General features: G+C 47.0%; 19 protein-coding genes and 7 tRNA genes. 7 read left to right on the plus strand and 19 right to left on the minus strand.

The annotated features are described in order from the left end of the window. Position 1: 1 nt before the first annotated feature. The 9 genes from ACXAH1_RS05155 to ACXAH1_RS05195 all read right to left on the minus strand — a co-directional run bounded on the left by ACXAH1_RS05155 (position 2) and on the right by ACXAH1_RS05195 (position 5,252). Positions 2 to 85 (minus strand) — tRNA-Leu (locus ACXAH1_RS05155). A gap of 32 nt (positions 86 to 117) precedes the next feature. Next, a tRNA-Gly gene (locus ACXAH1_RS05160) sits at positions 118 to 193 on the minus strand. A gap of 86 nt (positions 194 to 279) precedes the next feature. Beyond that, positions 280 to 366: transfer RNA gene (locus ACXAH1_RS05165), tRNA-Leu, on the minus strand. A gap of 37 nt (positions 367 to 403) precedes the next feature. Continuing rightward, positions 404 to 477, minus strand: a tRNA-Cys gene (locus ACXAH1_RS05170). Positions 478 to 510: 33 nt separating this feature from the next. Beyond that, positions 511 to 586, minus strand: a tRNA-Gly gene (locus ACXAH1_RS05175). A 214-nt stretch (positions 587 to 800) separates the two neighbouring features. After that, on the minus strand, positions 801 to 1,346 hold the full coding sequence (pgsA, locus tag ACXAH1_RS05180) for a CDP-diacylglycerol--glycerol-3-phosphate 3-phosphatidyltransferase (RefSeq protein ID WP_138552443.1): 546 nt from the start codon (positions 1,344 to 1,346) through the stop codon (positions 801 to 803). A 43-nt stretch (positions 1,347 to 1,389) separates the two neighbouring features. Next, positions 1,390 to 3,213: an excinuclease ABC subunit UvrC gene (gene uvrC / locus ACXAH1_RS05185; RefSeq protein ID WP_475194460.1), complete on the minus strand. Its 1,824-nt coding sequence runs from the start codon at positions 3,211 to 3,213 to the stop codon at positions 1,390 to 1,392. A 39-nt stretch (positions 3,214 to 3,252) separates the two neighbouring features. After that, entirely contained in the window at positions 3,253 to 3,903 is a 651-nt protein-coding gene (gene uvrY / locus ACXAH1_RS05190; protein ID WP_010385932.1) for a UvrY/SirA/GacA family response regulator transcription factor, read from the minus strand. 182 nt (positions 3,904 to 4,085) lie between these two features. Continuing rightward, the gene (locus ACXAH1_RS05195) at positions 4,086 to 5,252 is read right to left on the minus strand and encodes a dicarboxylate/amino acid:cation symporter (RefSeq protein ID WP_475194462.1); all 1,167 of its coding nucleotides are present in this window, start codon (positions 5,250 to 5,252) and stop codon (positions 4,086 to 4,088) included. Between the two features lie 214 nt (positions 5,253 to 5,466). Here ACXAH1_RS05195 and ACXAH1_RS05200 point away from each other — a divergent pair, with 214 nt between their 5' ends. The 5 genes from ACXAH1_RS05200 (at position 5,467) to ACXAH1_RS05220 (ending at position 12,482) form a co-directional block, all read left to right on the plus strand. Next, positions 5,467 to 7,776 carry a carbohydrate binding family 9 domain-containing protein gene (locus ACXAH1_RS05200; RefSeq protein WP_475194465.1) on the plus strand — a complete coding sequence of 770 codons (2,310 nt, stop codon included), beginning with the start codon at positions 5,467 to 5,469 and terminating at the stop codon, positions 7,774 to 7,776. A 199-nt stretch (positions 7,777 to 7,975) separates the two neighbouring features. Next, entirely contained in the window at positions 7,976 to 8,944 is a 969-nt protein-coding gene (gene cysK / locus ACXAH1_RS05205) for a cysteine synthase A (protein WP_253049711.1), read from the plus strand. 215 nt (positions 8,945 to 9,159) lie between these two features. After that, entirely contained in the window at positions 9,160 to 10,041 is an 882-nt protein-coding gene (locus ACXAH1_RS05210; protein ID WP_475195112.1) for a substrate-binding periplasmic protein, read from the plus strand. A 100-nt stretch (positions 10,042 to 10,141) separates the two neighbouring features. Continuing rightward, on the plus strand, positions 10,142 to 11,521 hold the full coding sequence (locus ACXAH1_RS05215; protein WP_475194468.1) for an MATE family efflux transporter: 1,380 nt from the start codon (positions 10,142 to 10,144) through the stop codon (positions 11,519 to 11,521). Then, a complete protein-coding gene (locus ACXAH1_RS05220) occupies positions 11,508 to 12,482 on the plus strand; it encodes an AraC family transcriptional regulator (protein WP_475194470.1) in 975 nt (324 codons plus the stop codon). Before ACXAH1_RS05215 ends, ACXAH1_RS05220 begins: the two co-directional genes overlap by 14 nt. Here ACXAH1_RS05220 and queE read toward each other — a convergent pair whose 3' ends face one another. Continuing rightward, a complete protein-coding gene (gene queE, locus ACXAH1_RS05225; RefSeq protein WP_253049704.1) occupies positions 12,483 to 13,148 on the minus strand; it encodes a 7-carboxy-7-deazaguanine synthase QueE in 666 nt (221 codons plus the stop codon). 230 nt (positions 13,149 to 13,378) lie between these two features. Here queE and queC point away from each other — a divergent pair, with 230 nt between their 5' ends. Together queC and ACXAH1_RS05235 are read left to right on the plus strand one after the other, a co-directional pair. Beyond that, positions 13,379 to 14,035 (plus strand): 7-cyano-7-deazaguanine synthase QueC, encoded by a 657-nt coding sequence (queC, locus tag ACXAH1_RS05230; RefSeq protein WP_138552435.1) that lies wholly within the window; start codon positions 13,379 to 13,381, stop codon positions 14,033 to 14,035. Positions 14,036 to 14,160: 125 nt separating this feature from the next. Continuing rightward, positions 14,161 to 14,391: a hypothetical protein gene (locus ACXAH1_RS05235; protein WP_046005768.1), complete on the plus strand. Its 231-nt coding sequence runs from the start codon at positions 14,161 to 14,163 to the stop codon at positions 14,389 to 14,391. 54 nt (positions 14,392 to 14,445) lie between these two features. Here ACXAH1_RS05235 and ACXAH1_RS05240 read toward each other — a convergent pair whose 3' ends face one another. From ACXAH1_RS05240 to ftsH, 9 genes are all read right to left on the minus strand, one after another. After that, entirely contained in the window at positions 14,446 to 15,426 is a 981-nt protein-coding gene (locus tag ACXAH1_RS05240; protein ID WP_475195114.1) for an ATP-grasp domain-containing protein, read from the minus strand. A 129-nt stretch (positions 15,427 to 15,555) separates the two neighbouring features. Further along, positions 15,556 to 17,349 carry a UvrD-helicase domain-containing protein gene (locus ACXAH1_RS05245; RefSeq protein ID WP_475194478.1) on the minus strand — a complete coding sequence of 598 codons (1,794 nt, stop codon included), beginning with the start codon at positions 17,347 to 17,349 and terminating at the stop codon, positions 15,556 to 15,558. A gap of 309 nt (positions 17,350 to 17,658) precedes the next feature. After that, positions 17,659 to 17,744, minus strand: a tRNA-Leu gene (locus tag ACXAH1_RS05250). An 82-nt stretch (positions 17,745 to 17,826) separates the two neighbouring features. Further along, positions 17,827 to 17,912 (minus strand) — tRNA-Leu (locus tag ACXAH1_RS05255). Between the two features lie 12 nt (positions 17,913 to 17,924). Then, positions 17,925 to 18,272, minus strand: a complete 348-nt coding sequence (gene secG / locus ACXAH1_RS05260; RefSeq protein WP_253049694.1) for a preprotein translocase subunit SecG — start codon at positions 18,270 to 18,272, stop codon at positions 17,925 to 17,927. Positions 18,273 to 18,276: 4 nt separating this feature from the next. Beyond that, the gene (gene tpiA / locus ACXAH1_RS05265) at positions 18,277 to 19,020 is read right to left on the minus strand and encodes a triose-phosphate isomerase (protein ID WP_475194482.1); all 744 of its coding nucleotides are present in this window, start codon (positions 19,018 to 19,020) and stop codon (positions 18,277 to 18,279) included. 79 nt (positions 19,021 to 19,099) lie between these two features. Further along, positions 19,100 to 20,440, minus strand: coding sequence for a phosphoglucosamine mutase (glmM, locus tag ACXAH1_RS05270; RefSeq protein ID WP_475194484.1), 1,341 nt, complete (start codon positions 20,438 to 20,440; stop codon positions 19,100 to 19,102). After that, on the minus strand, positions 20,437 to 21,282 hold the full coding sequence (gene folP / locus ACXAH1_RS05275) for a dihydropteroate synthase (protein ID WP_475194486.1): 846 nt from the start codon (positions 21,280 to 21,282) through the stop codon (positions 20,437 to 20,439). The genes glmM and folP overlap by 4 nt, the downstream gene beginning before the upstream one ends. A gap of 287 nt (positions 21,283 to 21,569) precedes the next feature. Continuing rightward, entirely contained in the window at positions 21,570 to 23,504 is a 1,935-nt protein-coding gene (ftsH, locus tag ACXAH1_RS05280; protein ID WP_475194490.1) for an ATP-dependent zinc metalloprotease FtsH, read from the minus strand. Positions 23,505 to 23,551: the final 47 nt, after the last annotated feature.

Here is a 23,551-nt window from a genome sequence, read left to right on the forward strand (position 1 = left end):
GTGCCCGGGGCCGGACTTGAACCGGCACGCTGTTACCAGCGAGGGATTTTAAATCCCTTGTGTCTACCAATTCCACCACCCGGGCATCGGGTTTGCTAAAGCACCGGTTGTTTAAATTGGAGCGAGTAACGAGGTTCGAACTCGTGACCTCAACCTTGGCAAGGTTGCGCTCTACCAGCTGAGCTATACTCGCGTTCCAGGAGCTTTGTAACTTTTTAAAACTTTAAGATGCTTATTGCTCTTTTTGTTTCTTTAATTAAGTTAACTTGCTCTAAACAATGGTGCCCGGGGCCGGACTTGAACCGGCACGCTGTTACCAGCGAGGGATTTTAAATCCCTTGTGTCTACCAATTCCACCACCCGGGCATCGGGCTGCTTTCGCATGTGGAGTTTGTTGAGAAAATGGAGGCGGAACCCGGAGTCGAACCGAGGTAGACGGATTTGCAATCCGCTGCATGGCCACTCTGCCATTCCGCCACACTACTCTGACTAAATCAGATAAAGAGAAATTGGAGCGAGTAACGAGGTTCGAACTCGTGACCTCAACCTTGGCAAGGTTGCGCTCTACCAGCTGAGCTATACTCGCGTTACTAGAAATTTAAAATTTCAGTTTTAAACCCTAGTTAAATTCAAAACTTTCAAGATATTGAAGCGTTTTGAACTTCTCTTTTTGTTAGGCTGTTGCCTCTCAACACGGACGCATTCTACAGAAGTTCCGGGAGGCGTCAACATAAAAAATGAAGCTTTTTAATCGTTTGCTTATTTTTTATCTAAAACGCTTTGTATTCAGCCAACGAATACTAAGATTTAATCAATTCAGTACGGGCAGCATAGAAATACTGCACCATAGAGACCACAGTCAGTAAAGTCGCAATGGCTAACAATGCATAACTTAGCGTCACCATCCAGGGTTCAAACTGCCAGATCAAACCAATGATGGCCAGCATTTGTGCAGCAGTTTTAAACTTCCCCATCCAGGATACCGCCACATGACCGCGCTTGCCCTGCTCGGCCATCCACTCTCTGAGTGCCGAAATGACAATTTCACGACTGATAATGACAATGGTAGCAATAGTCATAAACATATTTTGATAATGGGTCGCCAGTACCACCAGTGCCACACTGACCATAACTTTGTCGGCCACTGGATCCAGAAATGCACCAAATGGCGTTGACTGTTCCAGCTTGCGTGCCAGATAGCCATCCAGAATATCGGTCACAGATGCCAGCCAGAAAATAAAAGCAGCAGCAAAAAATGCCCATGAGTAAGGCAAATAAAAGATCACTGCAAAAACAGGAATAAGTAACAACCTAAATGTTGTGAGCGTGTTTGGAATGTTCCACATAACTACTAAGAGAGACTCTTTTTTACTATGTTCGCATGAACGCTTAAGCTTTGTCATGCAAATGGTTAAATATCTTTTCAGCCAACTGAGGGCTGATCCCCGGCACTTGTTTTAGTTGTTGTATATTAGCGGCTTTTACGCCCTGCATTCCTCCAAGGTATTTGAGCAGTGCCTGGCGTCGCTTCAGACCAACGCCTTCTATTTCTTCCAGAACAGATTGCGTACGTTGTTTTTGACGCTTACTTCTGTGCCCCGCTATCGCGAAACGGTGAGATTCATCACGGATGTGCTGGATCAAATGCAATGCAGGTGAGTCACTATCCAGATTAATGGTTTTACGCCCGCCATCGATCAGTAAAGTTTCTAAGCCTGGCTTACGGCTGGTGCCTTTCGCCACACCTATCAACATAGGTAGCTTTTCCAGCGTCCAGGATTCAAAGAATGATTCTGCTCGCGATAATTGGCCCTTACCGCCATCTATAAAGATAATGTCTGGCACCTTGTCAGGGTCTGTGACCTTGCCATATCGTTTATTCAACGCAAATGCCATAGCCGCGTAGTCATCACCAGGTGTAATACCCGTAACATTATAACGGCGATATTCCCGATTGTTAGGCCCCTGACCATCAAACACCACGCATGATGCCACGGTGTTTTCACCCATGGTATGACTGATATCAAAACATTCCATACGGTTGATATCCGACACGCCCAGCGCCGCCTTTAATTTGGCATATCGTTTATCAATGGAGTCCTGCGCATTTTGCTTCACCATAATGCTGTTCAGGGCATTCTTATTAGCGAGCTCCAGGTACTGCGCTCGCTCTGAGCGCACATTCACCCTCAACTGAACTTTACGCTCTGCAACCTGAGTAAGGGCTGTGGCCAGATCGTCCAGCTCAGCAATATCAAATGGCAATACAATATCTTTCGCTATCCGACCGTGGCTGCCCGTCGATACATAGTACTGGCCTACAAAGCTGGTCAGGATCTCTTCTCGACCCGAATCTTTGGGTATTTTAGGGAAAAAGGTTTTAGACCCCAAAACTTTATGCTCTCTGATCATCAACATGTGAATGGCACTCAGGCCATTGCGTTGTGCAAAGCCAATTACATCCATTTCAGCAAAATTGCCCGCAACCGATTGCTGCTCCTGCATTTGACGTAACAAGGCGATTTGATCCCGGAACTTCGCCGCAGCTTCAAAATTGAGCGCCATACTCGCCTGCTCCATTTTTTCCACCAAAGTAGCGATGACCTGATGAGATTTACCGCTCAGAAACTGGCGCACCATATCAACCTGCTCAGCGTAATCTTTATCACTGACTTTCGCCACACAAGGCGCGGAACAGCGTCTTAGTTGATATTGTAAACAAGGCCGGCTTCGCGCCCGATAATAGGCGTCTTCGCATTGTCTGACAGGGAAAATCTTCTGCATCAAGCGTAAGCTTTCAGATACAGCAGCACTGCTAGGAAAAGGACCAAAATACTCGCCTTTCTTCTTTCTGGAGCCACGATGAAACGCTAAGCGAGGGTGACGGTGATCGGTCAATAAGATGTAGGGATAAGACTTGTCGTCACGCAGCAGGATATTGTACCTGGGTTGGTACTTTTTGATCAGGTTGTTTTCCAGCAATAGAGCTTCGGTCTCAGTATTCGTCAGCGTCACTTCAATATGACGAATATTGCTCACCAAGACCCGAGTTTTAGCATCTGGTATATTGCTGCGAAAATAGCTACTGACCCGCTTTTTAAGGTTTTTTGCTTTACCGACATAAATAACCTGATGATCTTCGTCGTACATACGATAAACACCAGGTTCTGTGGTCAGCGTTTTGAGAAACGCCTGACTGTCAAACACTGCCATGGTCGAAAACTGCTTCTAATTTAGAACAACACGCTCATCCTAATGAGAGCTGTCGATGTCGATCATTTTGTGGCGAATCGCCAGGTGAGTTAATTCCACATCACCACTGACGTTCAGTTTTTCGAACATGCGGTAACGGTAACTGTTTACCGTTTTGGAACTCAGATTTAGCCGGTCTGCGATGTCCTGTGCTTTTTCACCTTTGGTGATCATCAACATAATTTGCAGTTCACGATCCGACAATGACTGGAAAGGGTTTTCATCGACTTTGCCGCTAAATTGGGCCAGCGCTATCTGCTGCGCTATTTCCGGTGCAATATAACGCTGTCCGGCGTTAACAGCACGGATCGCATTGATCATCTCGTCAGGCCCGGCACTTTTAGTTAAGTACCCATGTGCCCCAATTTGCATCACTTTGCTCGGAAACGGATCTTCGCAGTGCACTGTCAGAACAATGACTTTCACATCCGGACAGTATCGACAAATTTTCTTAGTCGCTTCCAGACCGCCAATACCTGGCATATTCATATCCATTAACACGATATCGGGTTCGCTCTGACGGCAGTAGCTCACTGCCTCTTCACCCGTTTTAGCCTCTCCGACCACTTTAAACCCGCGCACATCATCCAGAATGCGTTTTATACCGGTTCTGACAAGTTCATGATCATCAACTAAAAGTACGTTAATCAACGGGTAACCCTCACACTAGCCTTGGTAATGGCAATTACTGCCAAATGTCATTTATTTAATCGTCTGATAATGCATGTATTATGCACGCATTATGCTTTGCAAGAGTAACACAGAAAATTGCAAAGCATAATCAATTCGAGTTTCCACTTTAGGTAAAAACAGCCTTTAGTATTAGAGTTAGACTATGATTTACCATGCAATTTCAGATCCTGCTCGGAGAAACGGTCGACCCATAATGCAATCACGCCGTCGCCAGTTACATTACACGCAGTTCCGAAGCTATCTTGTGCCAGATATAGCGCTATCATCAGGGCCACAGCACTTTCATCAAAACCCAGCATAGTGCTAAGCAGACCCAAAGCAGACATAACAGCGCCGCCGGGTGCCCCTGGTGCCGCAATCATGACAATACCCAGCATAAAAATAAAGGGCAGCATTTGTGTCAACGAGGGCAATGTCATTTCAGGTGACAACATCATTACGGCCATAGTACAGGTAACAATCGTGATTGTTGACCCTGACAGGTGAATGGTGGCACACAAAGGGACAGTGAAGTTTGCAACTTCCTCTTTCACTTTATTAGATTTACTGGCACGCAGAGAAACAGGAATGGTTGCCGCACTGGACATAGTTCCGATTGCGGTAAAATAGGCTGGCAGCATATTTTTAATGAGTTCCACAGGGTTGCGCTTTAGCAATACACCGGAAGTAATATACAAAAACGCCAGCCACAGCCAGTGCATGGCAACAGCTGCCAGTAACACCACACCAAACGTGCTCAGCGTATCTGCCACTGTACCCGCAACAGCCATTTCTGCGAACACACCAGCAATGTAGAATGGTAAGGCAGGAATGATCACTTTAGCCAGCAGCGCATCAATGACATCACGGCCTTGATCAACCACTTGCTTGAGCTGAGTCAGGTGAAGTTGACTGATCCCAATACCAAACACAAAGGCCGTTGCCAGTGCCGTCATAACGCCCATCAGCGGTGGGACTTGAAGCTTAATTAGGCTTTCTACCTTAGTGGCCTCAGCAGCCTGATAAGCAACACTGCCCTCAAACAGGGGCACCGCCAAACTGACTAAGAGTACAGCCAAAGTTCCCGCAATGACCGTCGACCCGTATGCGAAACCAACTGTTTTGCCTAACAAATGGCCGGATGCCTTTGGCAACCCTGCGATCCCTGATGCGATATAAAACAGAATAATAAGTGGAATAGTAAAAGAAATCAGTTGTCCGATAATCACCTTAACGGTGTAGAGCAATTCGACCAGGAACATTGGCAGATAGAACCCCGCCAGCACACCGGCGAAAATACCAGCGACAAGTTTTAAAATAAGAGACATACAACACGCCTGAGTAAAAAACAGATGCGCCTTTTTACCACGGAATGACAATGCAGGTACATAGTTCTGCGATATGACTTGACTAACTGTTCACAAAATATAAATAAAATACCACTTAACTTGGCCACCTTACCGTTAAACGCTAAACAATTGTTCACACACCATCTCTGGTATTTAATGCGCCATCAAAGTTGTGCTATCAAACCCGATAATAATGTTAAATAAAGTTTTAAGCTCACTCTCATTCGTAGCGCCATGCTTGTGGTTCAGCGCCACCAGCCTGGCAGCCGAACCAAGCATCCCTTATATCAATGCCAGCGTAAATATCGACGGAAAAATAGACGAGTCTGTGTGGCAGCAGGCAAAACATATTGCCATCGACAATGTCACCTGGCCATATGAAAATACCAAAAGCCCGGTTTCAACCTCTGTACGAGTGTTTGAAAATGGCCAGTCCCTGTTTCTTGCCTTCGATGCCAAAGATCCGGACCCCAGTCAGATCAGAGCGTTTTTCCGCGACCGAGACCGCAACTGGAATGACGACCTGGTTGGGATAAAGATCGACTCCTTTAATACTGGCCGCAGTGCTTATCAGTTTTTTATCAACCCACTCGGTGTACAGCAGGATTCCATAGAGAACGTTTTAAGTGGCAGCGAGGACGATTCCTGGAATGGCATTTGGGACTCTGCTGGGCAAATCAATGAGTCTGGGTATGTAGTTGAAGCAGAAATCCCGTTACGTGTACTCAATTTTGATGACAGCCTGGACACCAAAACCATGGCCATGGAGTTTTTACGCTTCTACCCTCGCAGTGAGCGACTGAGAATTTCCAGTATGCAAATTGCCCATGAAAATCAGTGCTGGGTATGCCAGATGCCCGCTTACACCGGCTTTTCTGATGCCAGGCAAAGCAGCAACCTTGCGGTGATCCCCTCCATGGTGATCAGTCGCCAGCAATCTCGAGATATTGACGGCAGTACTATCCCGGACTGGGAGAACGACACTAACTATGAGCCGGGACTGGACGTTAAGTGGGCCATTACACCGGATACCACCTTAAACGCCACGCTGAATCCGGACTTTTCTCAGGTAGAAGCCGACAATGGCCAGCTCAGTGTTAACAACAGTTTTAGTTTATTCTTCCCGGAAAAACGCGCATTCTTCCTTGATAACGCGGACTATTTTTCCTCCCATATCAACCTGTTGCACACCCGTAACATTGCTGCGCCGGACTATGGCGCCAAGTTGACGGGCAGCAAGCAGGGCCATACTTATGCTGCCTTTGTGACTAACGATGAGTTTACCAATGTCATGGTGCCAGGTAACCTGGGCTCAAATGTGGTTTCATTGGAGCAAAAAAGTGAAAATGCGGCGTTGCGCTATCGATATGATGCCGATGAAACTTTGTCTATAGGCGCATTAACCACAACCCGGCAAAGTAACGACTACCGAAATCAGGTGTTCAGCCTGGATGGTAAATACGAACCCACTGCCAATGATACTTTTAAAGCACAGATCCTGACCTCGAAAACGGACTACGACCCGGCTATGGTGAAAGAGCTGTGCGATGACGAAACCCTCGACGACTGTGAGATAGATGAAAGTGTGCTTCGTACCCAGCTACAGGAAGATAATCAGGGCCTGGGCTATATGCTTGACTACCGTCATAACCAGAAACATTGGAAAGCCTTTGCGAGTTATCGCAACTACGATGCTGCATTAAGGGCAGACATGGGGTTCTTGTCACAAGTCGACTTCAATAAGTTCATCACAGGTTTTGAATATCGCTGGTATGGTGATGACCAGACCTGGTGGAATCGCACTCGCTGGTATACTGACTGGGATATCAGTCACAATGAAAATGGAGAGCTGCTGGAAAAAGAAGTTCAGAGCAACATCGCCATCAGCGGTCCACTGCAGAGCACCATTGATTTTGGTATTGATCATCGCAAGCGAACCGGCCTGCGTCATGACGAAACCAGCCTGGCCATAGATGGGAACACCGATCTGTTCACCGAAAATACCCAATGGATTTACCTGGAAAGTAAACCGGCTCCGGGCGTGTTCAGTGGGTTAACGCTGCGCAGAGGAAACCGCGTCGATTTAGCCAATAACCGTATGGCTGATGAGCGTTATATCCGCCCTATGCTGGACTTTTATCTGGGCAAGCATTTTGAGGTACGTCTGCGGCACACCTATCAAAAACTCACCGCCAATGGTATGGATGTATTTACCGCTAACCTCAGTGATGTGCGCTTTACCTATCAGTTTAACATCAATAGCTACCTGAGACTGGCGTTCATCAAAACGGACATTCGCCGCAATCAGGCGAATTACATCGACGACGTGGACAGCCGATACAAACGCCTCAGTACACAGCTGCTCTATGCTTACAAGCTTAACCCCCAAACGGTGTTTTTCGCCGGATACTCGGACAATGGCTATCAGGATGATGACCTGACCAAGATAAGCAAAGATAACAAGACATTCTTTGCCAAATTTAGTTACGCCTGGCTGATGTAAGCCCCTTTATTAGCCCAGTCAGACACGCGGAGTCTGGCTGGGTTTACATTGCTCTTTTATTATACATATTTATTTTTTTATTCCATCAAGGCATAAGTCTTTTTAATATATCTTATAGCCATTCTTTCCTTTTGTTTTGCTACAACCCCAGTAAAGTGTGACTAGTATTAAATATCCTTAGCTCATTCAAGGGAAAATTATGTCGAACGTTTTTGCAGATAACAGCCTGTCTATTGGCAACACCCCAATTGTTAAACTTAACCGCGTGACCGGTGGCAACGTCTTTGCCAAAATCGAATCTCGTAACCCGAGTTTCAGCGTAAAATGCCGCATCGGTGCTTCTATGATTTGGGAAGCTGAGAAAGCCGGCTTGCTAAGCGAAGGCAAAGAACTTATCGAGCCTACCTCTGGTAACACAGGTATTGCATTGGCTTTTGTTGCTGCATCTCGTGGTTACAAATTGACACTAACGATGCCAAATACAATGAGCCTGGAGCGTCGTAAGTTACTGAAAGCCTTAGGTGCTAACCTGGTCCTGACTGAAGGTGCCAAGGGCATGAAAGGCGCCATTGAAAAAGCGAATGAAATCCTGGCTGGCGACCCTGACAAATATGTTTTATTGCAACAGTTTGAAAATCCGGCTAACCCGAAAATTCACGAAGAGACCACAGGCCCTGAGATTTTCGAAGCGATGGATGGTGCGATTGACTACTTCGTTGCAGGCGTGGGGACTGGCGGTACGATTTCCGGTGTAACTCGCTACCTGAAAAAAGAAAAAGGTCTGGACGTTAAGTCTATCGCGGTAGAGCCAGTTGACTCTGCCGTTATCTCCCAAGCTCTTGCAGGTGAAGAATTAAAGCCTGGCCCACATAAAATTCAGGGCATTGGCGCAGGTTTCATTCCTGGCAACCTGGATCTTGAGTTGCTTGATGGCACTGAGCAAGTATCAAACGAAGATGCGATTGCAATGGCCCACCAGCTGATGAAAGACGAAGGTATCTTAGTCGGTATTTCTTCAGGTGCAGCCGTTGTTGCTGCGAAACGCCTGGCAGAAAAGCCTGAAAACGCAGACAAGAATATCGTTGTAATTCTGCCAAGTGCTACAGAGCGTTACTTGTCTAGCCCGCTGTTCGCAGATGAGTTTACCGATCAGGAACTGGTGCAGTAACCAAGTAAACCTGCTCTTGTTAGACTAATTGTTTAGAATAAGGCCAGCAAAATGCTGGCCTTATTGTCTTCTTCCCTTCCTTTTGGCGTGATACTGTCTAGACTTAATGAATAATCGATGCGGTCTCAAAACAAACTCATCGTTTTATTTTTAAACGCTTTTATCTTAACTGTGCGCACCAGGAAAACCTTATGAACACACTTACCAGGGTAGTAATGTTGCTGTTACTGTGCAGCGCTTCACTGACCGCCTTTGCAAGCCTGAATGTTGGCTACTTTAAGCAGGGCAAGTACATCATGGTACAGGGTGAGCAATACCGTAATGGCTATTTGTATAACAAAAGTGGTGACAAACCGCTACTACATTTGGTAACGCTCGACTGGCCGCCTTATATCGGCGATCAGCTGTGTAATAAAGGTTGGGTATTTCAGTTTACCATTTCCTTGCTGGCCGATCAGGATTATCCGGTTTATGTCGAATTCCTGCCCTGGGCAAGAGCGGTCAAAGCTGTTGAATCCGGTCGCGCAGATATCCTCTTCCCCGAGTATTTTATCGAAGATGCATCACCGTCCGATAACTATCAGGGGAAAACACGTCGTGAGCTGCTGGCACTGTCTAACGCTTACCCTGGTGGCGAGATAGCGTTACTAAAACGTCGCGGTGAGTCAGATAGTTTTGAAGGCAATCTCAATGCGCTGAAAGGCGCCACCATAGGAGTTGTACGCGGTTATCAAAACACCCCTGAGTTTGACGCTATGATGGACAACAATGAGTTTGTGATTGTGGAGGCCGTCGATGATCTGCAACTGGTAAAATTGCTGGTTGGCAAACGTGTTGACCTGATTATTGGTGACCCTAAGGTGCTGCGTTTTACCGTGAGTTACTCTGATCTGGCCAAGTCTGAAAAGGTCACTTTGCTCAGAGGCCTTGAAAATGTTGAACCCGCCTTGCGCTATAACAATCTTTACTTTGCACTCAGTAAAGCCAAGCCTAACTGGCGGGGCGTGCTCAATGACATCAATAAAGGCCTGTATTTATTTAAAAATAGTGGTGAAACCGAGCGGATTATTGAAATGGGTAGCTCTGAGTGCTATTGACTGATCTGCGCGGTCACTCCCAACTGCGCAAGATTTGAATATTCTCTGTGATTCGGGGTCAATAAAATAGCCTGAAGTTAAATACGACAGGACATTTTTGATGGCCGTAAATAATAAAACCTCGCTACACAGCACTGGACACTTGGCAGTCGAGCCAGTTGTCACCTTGTTTTTTAAGCACTTTTTCCCTATTTGTATTGGTATGCTCGTTGTTGGCCTGTTCAACTTTATTGATGGGCTCTTTATCAGCCATTTTGTGGGTGAACTGGCTTTGGGTGCCGTGGCAGTCGCTTTTCCAATACAAATGGTGATTGCTGCAATGGCCGCCATGTTATCTTCAGGTATGGCCACCCTGGTAACACGTCAACTGGGTGCTGGCATGCGAAAAAAAGCGGGGTTGATAATCGGTCATACCCTCCAGATTGCCTTTATATTGAGTATTATTCTGTTGCTTTTAGGCTGGCTTTATCCTTTGGAAATAATCAACTGGCTCAGTGTAGCCCCCATATTTAAAGCTGATGCTTATGCCTACCTTCGTCCCATCGTCTTGTTTAGCTTTGTGGCGATTCTGTTACCCGTACTTGGCGACATTTTTCGTGCCGAGGGGCAGCCGCATAAGCTTATGTTATTGATGTTGACCGCCTCGGGGCTAAACATCTTACTGGATTACCTGTTTATTGCGGTGTTTAACTGGGGTGTAGCTGGTGCAGCAAAGGCAACAGTGGTATCACAGGCAGTCACAATAGTGCTGGCTATATACATGCTAAAAAACAAAGACAGAGATACACCTATCCTCTTCACTACTGAGTGCAGAGCCTGGTTATCTATCCTGGCAATCGGAACCCCTATCCTAATCACCCAGCTCTGTCTTGGCTGGCAAACCGCCATCATGAACATTCAGCTGATGAAGACAGCGGGTGAAAACTGGGTGATTGCTTACGGTATGCTGGGCCGTGTACTCACCTTTGCAACTTTGCCGATGATTGCCATGTTAGTCACCTTTCAGACAATCTGCGCTTATAACCTCGCCGCACAGAAAACAACTCGCGTGCGAAAAATAGTGAAAGTGGCCTTAGGCGCTATGATGCTGTACGCAACACTCTTGGTATTAATGCTGGTCTTTTTTGCATCCGGCATTATGGCCTGGTTTACAGAGCAGTCCTTACTGATTAATCAAGGCCAGACAATGATACAATCGGCTTTATGGGGGTTACCACTGATAGCTATTGTGTTGATCGCCAGCGGTTTCTATCAGTCTATCGGCGACGCTCGCCGGGCAAGCTTTTATAGTGCGCTCAGAGTCATATTTGTGTTTACTCCTTTACTTTTGGTGTTGCCGGTGTGGTTTGATCTTCAGGGAGTTTTTATGGCTATCGTCAGTGCTGACATCATCGCAGCCTTAGTAACCTGCGTTTTATGCTGGCTTCACTACAACAAGCACAACTTATCCAGGTTAGAAGGTCTCAATGCAAACCCGTAAACAGCAAGACAAACATCGTGAGCAGTACTATCAACGCCTGAAGCCGGTGCTTGCTTATATCCACAGTCAATCGAGTCAGCCGCTGACACTGGATAGAGCCGCAGCGCTCAGCCATTTTTCCCGGTTTCATTTTCAGCGTATTTTTTCTGCACTGATGGGGGAATCTCTCACACAATATAGTAACCGAGTAAGGCTTGAACGCGCTGCGTCTTTGTTATTTTTCCATCCCGACAAAAGCGTGACAGAAATAGCACTGGATTGCGGTTACTCAAGTAGCGCTAACTTTGCTCGCTCTTTCAAAGATCACTATGGTATTACACCGGTTAGCGTGAGAAAAACTGAACGACTGAGACAACAGCTAGCGCAGCACATGGCACCACAAAAGTTAAATATTGAGTTACTCCTGCAACTGCAAGCACAACGAATGTCGGCACACATGCCGGACGAGACTCCCGTGCCCACCCGAATCATGAACGTCGACACTCGGGACTTGTGTACGCTGAGAGCATCAGAGGGTTATCATCTTGAGGGGATCTGGCAATGTTGGGAGCAGCTCCATCAATGGGCCAAAGTACAAGGTCTCGACTCTGAATGCGTCACTAAGCTCGGATTTGGTCATGATAACCCGCTTTTTACCCCTCTGGATAAAGCAAGATACGACGGCGCGCTGGTGATCCCGGCTACATTAAAAACAGCTGTCAGAGAGCCGTTTAGGCTTAGCACATTGAACAGTGGGCAGTATGCTGTTTTTAACTATGATGATTTAGCCGCTAACCTGCTGCCTTTTCAGCTGGCACTGTATTCGGCCTGGTTGCCACACAGTGGCTTCGAGCCGGACGATGCGCCCCTCATTGAGCACTACAACCGGCCGATATCAGATAGCAACGCTGAAGACCCGGCAACTCGCAGCATCGCACTGGAAATATGGCTAAAGGTGAAACCGCTACGAGCCGGTGTCTGACTAGCTTATACCAATATACTTGTGTACCTGTACTGACAGGCGCCAGTTTTTTTGTTTACAGGTATCAATAGCCAGTTTGGTCGCTTTCGCCTTTTGGCTGATTGGTTGCAAATACACCAGCTTAGGGTGCACACCGGTTTTTTCAAACAAAGCTTCTAACTCTTCGATGTGCTTTTCCATTGCCACAGGGTGCTTAATTTCATCGGCTCTGCGCATGGCACTCGCCAGTACTTCATACCCGCCACGCATATTAATTTTAGGCGAAACAGTAACCCAGGTTTCATCCGGCACCAGAATCTCAAATGTTCCACTGGTTTCAACCTGTGTGTCGTACCCCTCAGCGTGAAGCTTGTCACAAAGTGGGTTTAGGTCATACATACAGGGCTCTCCACCCGTAATAACCACATGTTTGGCAGTGTAACCCCGCTCTTTAAATAAGGTCAGTAATTGCTCCGGCGTCGCATTGGCCCAGTAATCTGAATCGGCCTTTTTCTCCACCGTTTGCTCCAGACTGACAAGATAAACCGGATCCACCTCCCAGGTCTGCTTGGTATCACACCAGGCACACCCCACCGGGCATCCCTGTAACCGCACGAAAATAGAAGGCACGCCAGTGTGGCTTGCTTCACCCTGGATGGTTTCAAACACTTCATTAATCTTGTACAAAACAGCTCCGAACTCACTTTACTTCCCGGGTTCAGCCCGGATAAGTGGCAATTATCTAACGTTTACAATTCACATTGGCTACAGCAACTGCGCTGAAAAACTGGCATTATCTGACCCGTCGGATTGTCATTTTTTCAGCGGCCGTGTAGTATATCGCGCCCTGACACAAACCTCTATTAAAATCGAGGCCAATGTCAGTGAGTATTCGAGCACATAAACGAGGCAAACCAATGAGCGAAAAAGTCGTTGTTATTTATTCCGGTGGTATGGATTCATATACGGTCCTGAACAAAGCACTTAAGTCAGGCTATGAGGTCTATGCACTGTCTTTTAACTATGGCCAGCGCCATGTAAAAGAGCTCGAAGTTGCCCGCCAGGCCTGTGATGAACTTGGGGTAGCGCATAAAGTTGTCGATATCTCCGCTATTAACCAGTTGATCGGCGGCTCCTCTTTGACCGACGATATCGAAGTGCCTGAAGGCCACTACGAAGAAGAAAGCATGAAAAGCACGGTTGTGCCGAACCGTAACATGATTTTACTGTCTCTTGCGGTGGGTTATGCGGTTTCTCTCAAAGCCAGTAAAGTCTTTTACGGTGCCCACTCAGGCGACCACGCAATTTATCCGGATTGTCGTCCTGAATTTGTTAAGAAAATGGATGATGTCTGTCGCATCGCAAACTACGAAGAAATCGAGATTGTTTGTCCTTACCTGAACAACACTAAGATTGAGATCCTCACAGACGGCCTGAAAATGGGACTGGACTATAGTAAAACCTGGACCTGTTATAACGGCCGTGAGAAAGCATGCGGCAAATGTGGCGCTTGTCAGGAGCGTTTGGAAGCCTTTGAATTAAACCAGGCCAGTGATCCTTTACCATACGAATAAGCCCTCCCCTGTGGGCGCATATGTCGCCCACACGCTAAATCACATCTTGAAACAGATACGCCACAGATCTCTGCTGTATAATTTGCTACGATTGGAGTACCAAATTTAGAAATGGAGTAATACGTATGCCCGGTACCACAATGGTGTTTTTGATTGTCCTAATTGCAGTAGGATTTGGCACAGTTAGGGAAATCTATGCTAAACGCCTGGAAATGAAAAAACTCGATGGAATGAATCAGTCTGAGAAGCAGGCTATGCAAGAAGAAATCAAACAACTTAAGTCACGGGTTGCGACACTGGAACAGATCATCACCGACGATGGCTATCAAGTTGCCAAAGAAATCAACAAGCTGTGATACCAGGCTGGATTTACCAGCCGGTATCACAATTGGCCTAAGTCACGGTGAATATTAAGCGGTAGTAGCAGCTGCCGAGTCTGCTTTAACAGTAGACTTTTTGGCCTCTAAAGGCTTCGGCTTTTTCTTATCGAAAATCCCTAACCGAATACGGATAAAGTGCAAAATTTCTCGCGCAACATCCACATCAACAGCAGCTTCGAGCCCTTCAAAGCCTGGGCTTGAATTGGCTTCACAGATCTTAAAATGCTCTTCATCAAACAACAGATCAATGCCCGCCATATCCAGGTTCAGAATGTTTGCCGTTTGGGTGGCCAGCCATTCAATTTCTGGGGTGATCGGATGAGACAAGCCCTTAGCACCGGCGCTGACATTGGCTTTGAAATTTGCACCACCCGAGTTTCTTTCCATACACGCCACGACACGTCCACCTATGGTCAGTACTCGCAGATCGCGGCCATGACTCGATTTAATGAATTTCTGCAAAATGATATTGGCTTTCGGGCTGGTCGCTTCAATCAGTTGCATTAAATCATCGAACTCGCTACGTGTTTTTGACAGGAAAACCCCACTGCCTTGCGATCCGGACAGGGTTTTTACCACCACAGGAAATCCGATCTGCTTTTCAACAAGATCAATATTAACCGGAAACTTCACCAGCATCGTCTTTGGTGTAGGTAAATTCTGCTGCGCCAGTATCTGTTGCGCAAACAGCTTATCTTTTACTGTTTCCGTGGCCTCTGAACTGTTAAAGCAATGTACACCAAGACGCTCCAGGTGACGAATAATTGCCAGTGCAAAGTAGGTGGTGCCAGCCCCCATACGCGGAAGTACAAAGTCTGGTAATGAAACCGGCTCGCCATCAATCAATACGCTTTGGTCATCTTCGCGAGAGACGAGCAAGTCAAACTGATCGGGAGAGTAAACCTGCAGATCAATGTTCTCTTCCTGAGCGACTTCTAACAGTCGTTTGATCTCGTAAGTTTCAGGTTTTAATAGGGTTGCTGAGTCTTTGTATATGATCCATCCACGCATCTGTGTTTCTCGTTTATCGATTGCGTTAAAACGCGGATTATGATGAGCGAGCCAGATGAAGTACAACAAAATAATTTTGTCGTCAGGATGAATTATTTGGAACCAGTCTACACCCAGTGAACACTGCAATCATGACTCGTTTACCAGTGCCAAGACTTCCTCGATAAAGGGGCTGGGGTCCTCAGGTACTAATAAGCAAGTCTGTAATCTGGCGCGTGTCAATGCAACATAGAACAAGCGACGCTCTTCTGCATCCGGGTACAGTTCGGACTCGGGCAAAAGCGCCTCTGTAATAGCAGCATTATGCGCTCTGGCCGGCACACTACCCTGATGCAGGCCGAGTAAAATACTGAAATCCGCCTCTTTCCCCTTGGCACCATGAAATGTCAGTGCCGTTACCCGGGCTCTGGGGAAGCGCTGAGCAAAGCTTGCTATCACCTCGGAGGAAGGCAAAAATTTGTGATTCCGAGCCAGTAAAAGGACGCTACACGGCTCTGCGGTCTGGTCTAAAAAGGCTTCGATTGCTGTGCTAAGTGCGTCACTTCCATCTGGACGCGCTATCAGAGCCGGGCAGGTCGCTACGTTACTGGCATTGACCCTTTTAACTAGTTGGTTAGGGTTCTGACAAACAAACTCACTGGCGATATCCAGCAACTGTTGTGGATAACGGAAGGTCATATCCAGCTGTTGGATAGTGGCCTGTCCGAAGTGCTCAGCAAAGTGTGTGGTCATAGACACATCTCCCCCGCTGAAGCGGTAAATCGCCTGCCAGTCGTCCCCCACAGCAAATAAAGCATTTTTGTCGTTTTGCGCAAGCAAGGCTTTGATAAGCAAAGCCCTCAGAGGTGAGATATCCTGAAATTCATCAACTAACACATAGTGCCAGGGACTACAAAACTGACCGCTGCGCACATAGTCGATCGCGCGCGTGATCATATCGTCAAAGTCGATACACTGCTCTTTTTGCAGATAAAGCTGGTAGTCCGCCAGTACTGGCCTGAAGCAGTTAATCCAGAGCGCAAATTCTTGACTCAATGCTTGTGTTTTACCCAAAAACAGAGCCTGTTTGTAAAAGCTGAGTGCTTCAGTAAACTGTCGAATGAGTTTTTTGGCCGCACGCCCCCCCAAATCGAGCTCCTGGCTTTGTTGTGGATCAGCAAACTCATTTTTTAGTAGGGCAAGTAAATCTCTCTGATACTGAGGGTCCTGACATAAAGATGCCAAAGTGTCAGCAATAAACCGCTCTCTCGCACTATCGTTCAGGCACAATGCAGACAGCTTTGGCTTATGACCCTCAACTTGTGCAATGATCCCTAACCCAAGGCTGTGAAACGTGGCACACTCTATCGTTACCCTGCTATGTTTGAGCCTTTGCTGCATCTCATCTGCGGCTTCTTTGCCGTAAGCCAGCATCAATACTTGCTCGGCTTCAGCCTGCTTTGAATGCAGCAGATAAGCCGCTTTTGCAATCATAACACTGGTTTTTCCAGTACCGGCTCCGGCTAACAATAGCTGACGTTCATCCTGAACAACACATGCACGACGCTGCGACTGCGTCAGCGGATGACCGCACACTGTATCAAAGAAGGCTTCATAGCGAGTTAACTGCGCCTGCACAAACGCTTCTCTGAACTGAGCTAGATCTTCTTCTTGCCAAGCGTGTAGCTCTTTGACGGTGTTCTGGGCTTGCTTTAGCGTCTTGTGCATCTGAGCCTGACTTGTCCAGCCGCTCCAGCGCTTTGCCAATTCAGCTACCACAGAGCGAATTGCAGCCCAGTGACGCACCGAAAGGTAACGGCGCTGCAAGAGTTGCTCTATTGCCCTGACTGACGAAAGCAGACGTGCTTTGTGGGTATTTATCCAGAGTATCTCGAGGTGGTGCTGCAACTGGGGGTGACAATGCCCCCGTAATCGAAGTTTCAAGGTCGTATCCTGTTGATAGCACTCAATACGAGTTCCCAACCAGTCTATCACGAGTACAGGAGGCCGAGATTGTTCAATCCAGCCGAGTAACTGTGTGCTGCCTGAGCGTTGAACGCTTATCCCTTGCGGTCCCACCTCAACGGATTTAATGTTATGAAATACTCTTGAAATAAAGTGAGCAGGAAAAAGCATAAAGAAAAATACGGGCCAGTTTCTTTTAGTGTAACTCAATGTGCAGGCAATAGTGCAGCTAAGTGATTTAAATTTAGAAGCTTTTGGAAAGTAATTATGAGATATAGGATAACCGATTGGTGCGAATGGGGGGACTTGAACCCCCACGAGCTATGCTCACCACCCCCTCAAGATGGCGTGTCTACCAATTCCACCACATTCGCAATTCGGTGTAATGCATCTGAGCCAGAAGCTCAATTATTCTCTATTTAATGAGAGAGCCAGTGCATTGCTGGCTCTGAGATTTGGTGCGAACGGGGGGACTTGAACCCCCACGAGCTATGCTCACCACCCCCTCAAGATGGCGTGTCTACCAATTCCACCACGTTCGCTAAGTAATAACTTTAGTTTGGTACGTCTGAGTTGTTTTGAGACTCTTCTGACGCGGGTACATCGTCGCTAGAAGGTGCGACTGTTGCCGCCGGAGCTTCCAGGTTTTCCCACTGATCAGCTTGCTTAATTTGGCTTGCTGTCATGCTACCCAAAACAATACTTAGTACAAAGAATATTGTTGCAAGTATTGTTGTTGTCTTAGTCATAAAGTTACCAGCACCTGATGACCCGAACACAGTTGCCGATGCGCCAGCGCCGAATGAAGAACCCATATCTGCGCCTTTACCTTGCTGGATCAAGATCATGCCGATCAATGACAGCGAGACAACCAAATAAATAACCAAAAGAATCTCGTACATTTACTTATCCCTTTGCACTTTCGCAGATAGCCTTGAAGCTTTGTGGTTTGAGACTTGCTCCGCCGATCAGGCCACCATCAATATCTGCTTGTGCGAATAATAATTCACTGTTACTTTCATTTACACTACCGCCATATAGGATACGTAGTGCATCGGCAACCTGTTCATCATAACTACGTAACAAGTCGCGTATATACTTATGTGTTTCCTGGGCTTGTTCTGGAGTGGCTGTTAAACCGGTACCTATTGCCCAGACTGGCTCGTATGCTATCACAGAATTAACCAGTGATGCTATGCCTAATTTTTCGATTACAGACACAAGCTGTTGTTTAACAACTTCTTCTGTTTTACCTTCCGTTCTCTGCTCCTGGGTTTCACCAATACACAGAATAGGTGTCAGGCCGTTCTTTTGCGCTTGTGCAAATTTATTGGCAATATCTTCATTTGACTCGCCGTAAATACTGCGTCTTTCTGAATGACCGACCAAGGTATAGTTTGCGCCCAGAGATTTGACTAAGGAAGCTTGAATCTCACCTGTATAAGCACCGGCGTCGAATTCTGACACAGTTTGTGTGCCACACTCTAAACCTGCTGAGATTGCTTCAGAAAGCAGAACTGCCGGAGGAAAAATCAACACCTCACGTTGTTCGCCTGTGACTTGCGCACTCACCGCTGCAATTTCTTTTATCAGCTCTGGCGAGCCGTTCATTTTCCAGTTGCCTGCGACGATTGGCTTTCTCTGTCCCATGTATTACTCCGCGTCAGAAAGCGGGTGAGATACTAACGCCACTCACCCTAAGTTACAAGAAAAAATTGTGGTTTTTTGTTTAGTTGCTCACAGATTCAACGACTTGAGCAATTTTAGTGGCAAAGTCAATAACTTGCTTTTCTTGCTCTGCCTCAACCATGACGCGAACAACCGGCTCTGTGCCTGACTTTCTCAGTAACACCCGACCCTTATCGCCCAGGTCAGATTCAACGTCTCTTACGGCTTGCTGAACAGCTTCTGCAGAGACCGGATCGGTTCCTTTGGCATACCGTACGTTGATCATTTTCATCGGGTATTTTACAAACCCAGCACCTAAATCTTTGAGAGTTTGATTTTGTGCAACCATCGCTGCCAACACCTGAAGACTCGATACAATCCCATCACCAGTTGGAATAAGATCCAGATTTAGTACGTGACCAGAGCTCTCACCACCAATCGTCCAGCCGTGCTCCTGAAGCTTGCTTAATACATAGCGGTCACCAACTTTGCTGCGCTCAAAAGGGATGCCCTTCTCTTTTAGCGCGTTTTCTAACCCCATATTAGACATCACAGTGCCGACTACACCGCCTTTCAATTGTCCACTGCATTGTGCTTGTGCTGCGATGATATAAACAATGTCATCGCCGTCGAATACGCGGCCATTGTGGTCTACCATCATAACCCGGTCACCATCGCCATCGTATGCAATGCCGACATCAGCCTGATGCTCTAATACGTGACGTTTTAGTGCATCAACATGCGTTGCACCGCACTTTTCGTTGATATTTACACCATTAGGTTCACAAGCCGTGCATATAACCTCAGCCCCCAGTTCACGCATTACAGCAGGAGCAATGTGGTAAGTAGCGCCATTTGCACAGTCCAAGACAATCTTGAGCCCCTCTAGAGACAACTCGTTAGGGAATTGCCCTTTACAGAATTCAATGTAACGGCCATCCGCATTTTCGAGACGTCTTGCTTTACCTAGTTTATCTGAGGCAACACATGTCATTGGTTCGTCGAGCATGGCCTCGATTTCCAGCTCAACCTCATCAGGTAATTTCTTTCCGTCACCGCCGAAGAATTTAATGCCGTTGTCATGATACGGGTTATGAGATGCACTAATCACAATCCCGGCTTCAGCACGAAAAGTCTGTGTCAAATAGGCAACGGCGGGCGTCGGCATAGGGCCCAGCAGAACGACGTTGATACCCGCAGCAATTAGACCGGCTTCCAGTGACGTTTCCAGTAAATACCCTGAAATACGCGTGTCTTTTCCTATAATCACTTTTTTAGTGCCAGACTTGGATAATACCTTACCCGCTGCCCAGCCTAATTTGAGTGCAAATTCTGGCGTGATTGGAAACTCTCCCACCATTCCTCGTACACCGTCGGTACCAAAATATTTTCTTGTTGTCATTCCTCTACTCCATGCGTTGCTGCGCGCCAAACCCGCAGCACATCATTGGTTTCTTTTACATCATGAACACGTATGATCTGCGCACCCTGCTGAGCACATAATAATGCTCCACTAAGGCTTGCAGCCAAGCGCTCATCTGTATCCCGATTAAGTAATTTGCCAAACATAGATTTCCGGGATAGCCCGGCCAAAACAGGTAGTTTTAGTTCAGCAAAGTAAGATAACTGCCCTAACAGCGAAAAGTTGTGCTTCAGTGTTTTCCCAAAACCAAAGCCTGGATCAATAATTAGGCGGTCACGTGCGACCCCAGCTTCTTCACAGCTAGCAATGCGTGACTCAAAGAATTCACGAATATCCGTAAATAGATCCTGATAGGCAGGGTCGATTTGCATTGTTCTGGGCTGGCCCTGCATATGCATAAGACAGACAGCAACGTTGCTATAACGCGCTGCAACCTCGAGAGTACCAGGCGCTTGTAGGGCCCGAACGTCATTAATGATGTCTGCACCAGCCTCTATCGCTGCAGCCATCACCTCAGCTTTGCTGGTGTCAATCGAAATAACACAATCGGACTGCGCACGCAGGTCTTCAATGACCGGGATAACCCGATCAAGCTCTTGTTCTAAAGATACGTCAGGTGCACCAGGTCGAGTTGACTCGCCACCAATATCCAAGATATCAGCGCCCTGATCCAACAAAGTCAGGCCATGATTGACAGCGCTGTCAGATTGACAATACTTGCCACCATCTGAGAATGAATCAGGGGTTACATTGACTATCCCCATTATCCGGGGAGTCGTGAGGTCAAGCCTACGACCACGAGGAAGTTTAAGCTGAAGCATAATTCGCCTGTTGAAATGCCTGTATCTAAGCACATTTTAAAAAAAACTGCCACATAAAGGTAGTGAGCACTCGCGGTGGAGAGCCTAACTGACATCATCTGAATGGCAGCTTACTCACACCAATCCTTTGTCTTGCGCATACTTATAAGACAGCATCAGAATGCAGTGATTATACGTTACACCCTAGCACTCAGCTCGCCTACAGCGAATTGGTATGAAGTCCTATTATTAAAATATAAAAAACCCCAGCTAGGGCTGGGGTTTCAATGTCTTAATTCTAACTCAGGTTATGACTTGTCATCAAGCTCTGAACCAGGTGCTGATGCACTTTCGCGCTTATCTTCATTGTTATTCGCGCTTGTCTGGTTTTCTGCATTACCATTGTCTGATGGCTTACGATCATGAGCATCTCTGGGTGGACGCACTTCTTTTCGTTCCATCAAGTCATCAATTTGACCGGCATCGATGGTTTCGTACTTCATCAATGCATCCTTCATCGCATGCAGAATATCCATATTGTCCTTAAGGATTTGCTCCGCTCTATCGTAGTTACGGGTTACAAAATCTTTAATTTCAGCATCGATCAGCTTAGCCGTTTCATCGGAAACGCCAGCCATACGAGACGACCCGCCTCCCATGAACATTTCGCCCTGCTCTTCCATATACATTTGCGGACCCAATTTGGGGCTTAACCCCCACTGTGTCACCATCTTGCGAGCTATGTCAGTAGCCCGTTCAATGTCGTTACTGGCTCCCGTCGTCACTTTATCATCACCATAGATGATGGCTTCTGCAATACGGCCACCATACAAACTGGACAACATAGACTCGAGATGCTCTTTGGAGTGACTGACTCTATCTTGCTCAGGCAAATACATAGTGACACCCAGCGCTCGACCACGCGGTATAATAGACACTTTGTAGACCGGATCATGCTCTGGGACCAATCGACCTACAATAGCGTGACCCGCTTCATGGTAGGCTGTCATTTCTTTCTCTTTCTCAGACATAACCATGGACTTGCGCTCTGCGCCCATCATGATTTTGTCTTTTGCTGCATCAAACTCAGCCATGCTTACTTTACGCTTATTGCCACGCGCAGCAAACAGGGCAGCCTCATTCACTAGGTTAGCCAGATCGGCACCCGAGAAGCCAGGTGTACCACGGGCGATCACTGATGCCTCAACATTTTCATCTAACGGTACTTTGCGCATGTGTACATTCAGGATTTGCTCACGGCCACGCACGTCTGGCAACCCAACAACAACCTGGCGGTCAAAACGCCCGGGACGAAGTAGTGCAGGGTCGAGTACATCCGGACGGTTAGTTGCAGCAATAACAATGATACCTTCATTGCCTTCAAAGCCGTCCATTTCTACCAGCATCTGGTTTAATGTCTGTTCACGTTCATCATGACCGCCTCCCATACCGGCACCACGTTTGCGGCCCACGGCATCGATTTCGTCGATGAAAATAATACAAGGCGCTGCTTTTTTAGCCTGCTCAAACATATCGCGTACACGTGACGCACCCACACCCACAAACATTTCTACGAAGTCTGAACCCGAAATAGTGAAAAACGGGACTTTCGCCTCACCTGCAACCGCCTTGGCTAGCAAGGTTTTACCAGTACCAGGAGGACCAACCATCAACACGCCTTTCGGGATGTTACCGCCCAGTTTCTGAAACTTAGACGGGTCTCGTAAGAAGTCAACCAGCTCAGTGACGTCTTCTTTTGCCTCATCACAACCAGCAACATCAGCAAATGTGGTTTTTACCTGGTCCTCACCCATCAGGCGAGCTTTACTTTTACCAAATGACATGGCGCCTTTTCCGCCACCCCCTTGCATCTGACGCATGAAGAATATCCATACACCAATCAACAAGAGCATTGGGAACCAGGAAATAAAGATATTGGCCAGGAATGACTGCTCTTCGGGTGCAACCCCTTTAACGTTTACATCGTTCTTAAGTAAGTCGTTGATCAGATCATCATCGTACAATGGCATAATAGTTTGGAAACGCTCACCATTGTTTTTTATCCCTGTAATCGTGCCAGCTGTCCGGTCGATGTTCACATCACGGACGACACCGCTGCGCACTTCGTTCACAAACTGAGTGTAACTAGTTTGGCGATCTGCTTGTTCGCCACCATTGAAGCTCTGAAATACGGTCATTAGCACGACAGCTATTACCAACCAGAGTATTAAGTTCTTCGCCATATCGCTCAAGGGGTTAACCTCTTGTATCTAAAATAATTCAAATTCGT

This window comes from Pseudoalteromonas sp. AWH4_217 (assembly GCF_056161105.1).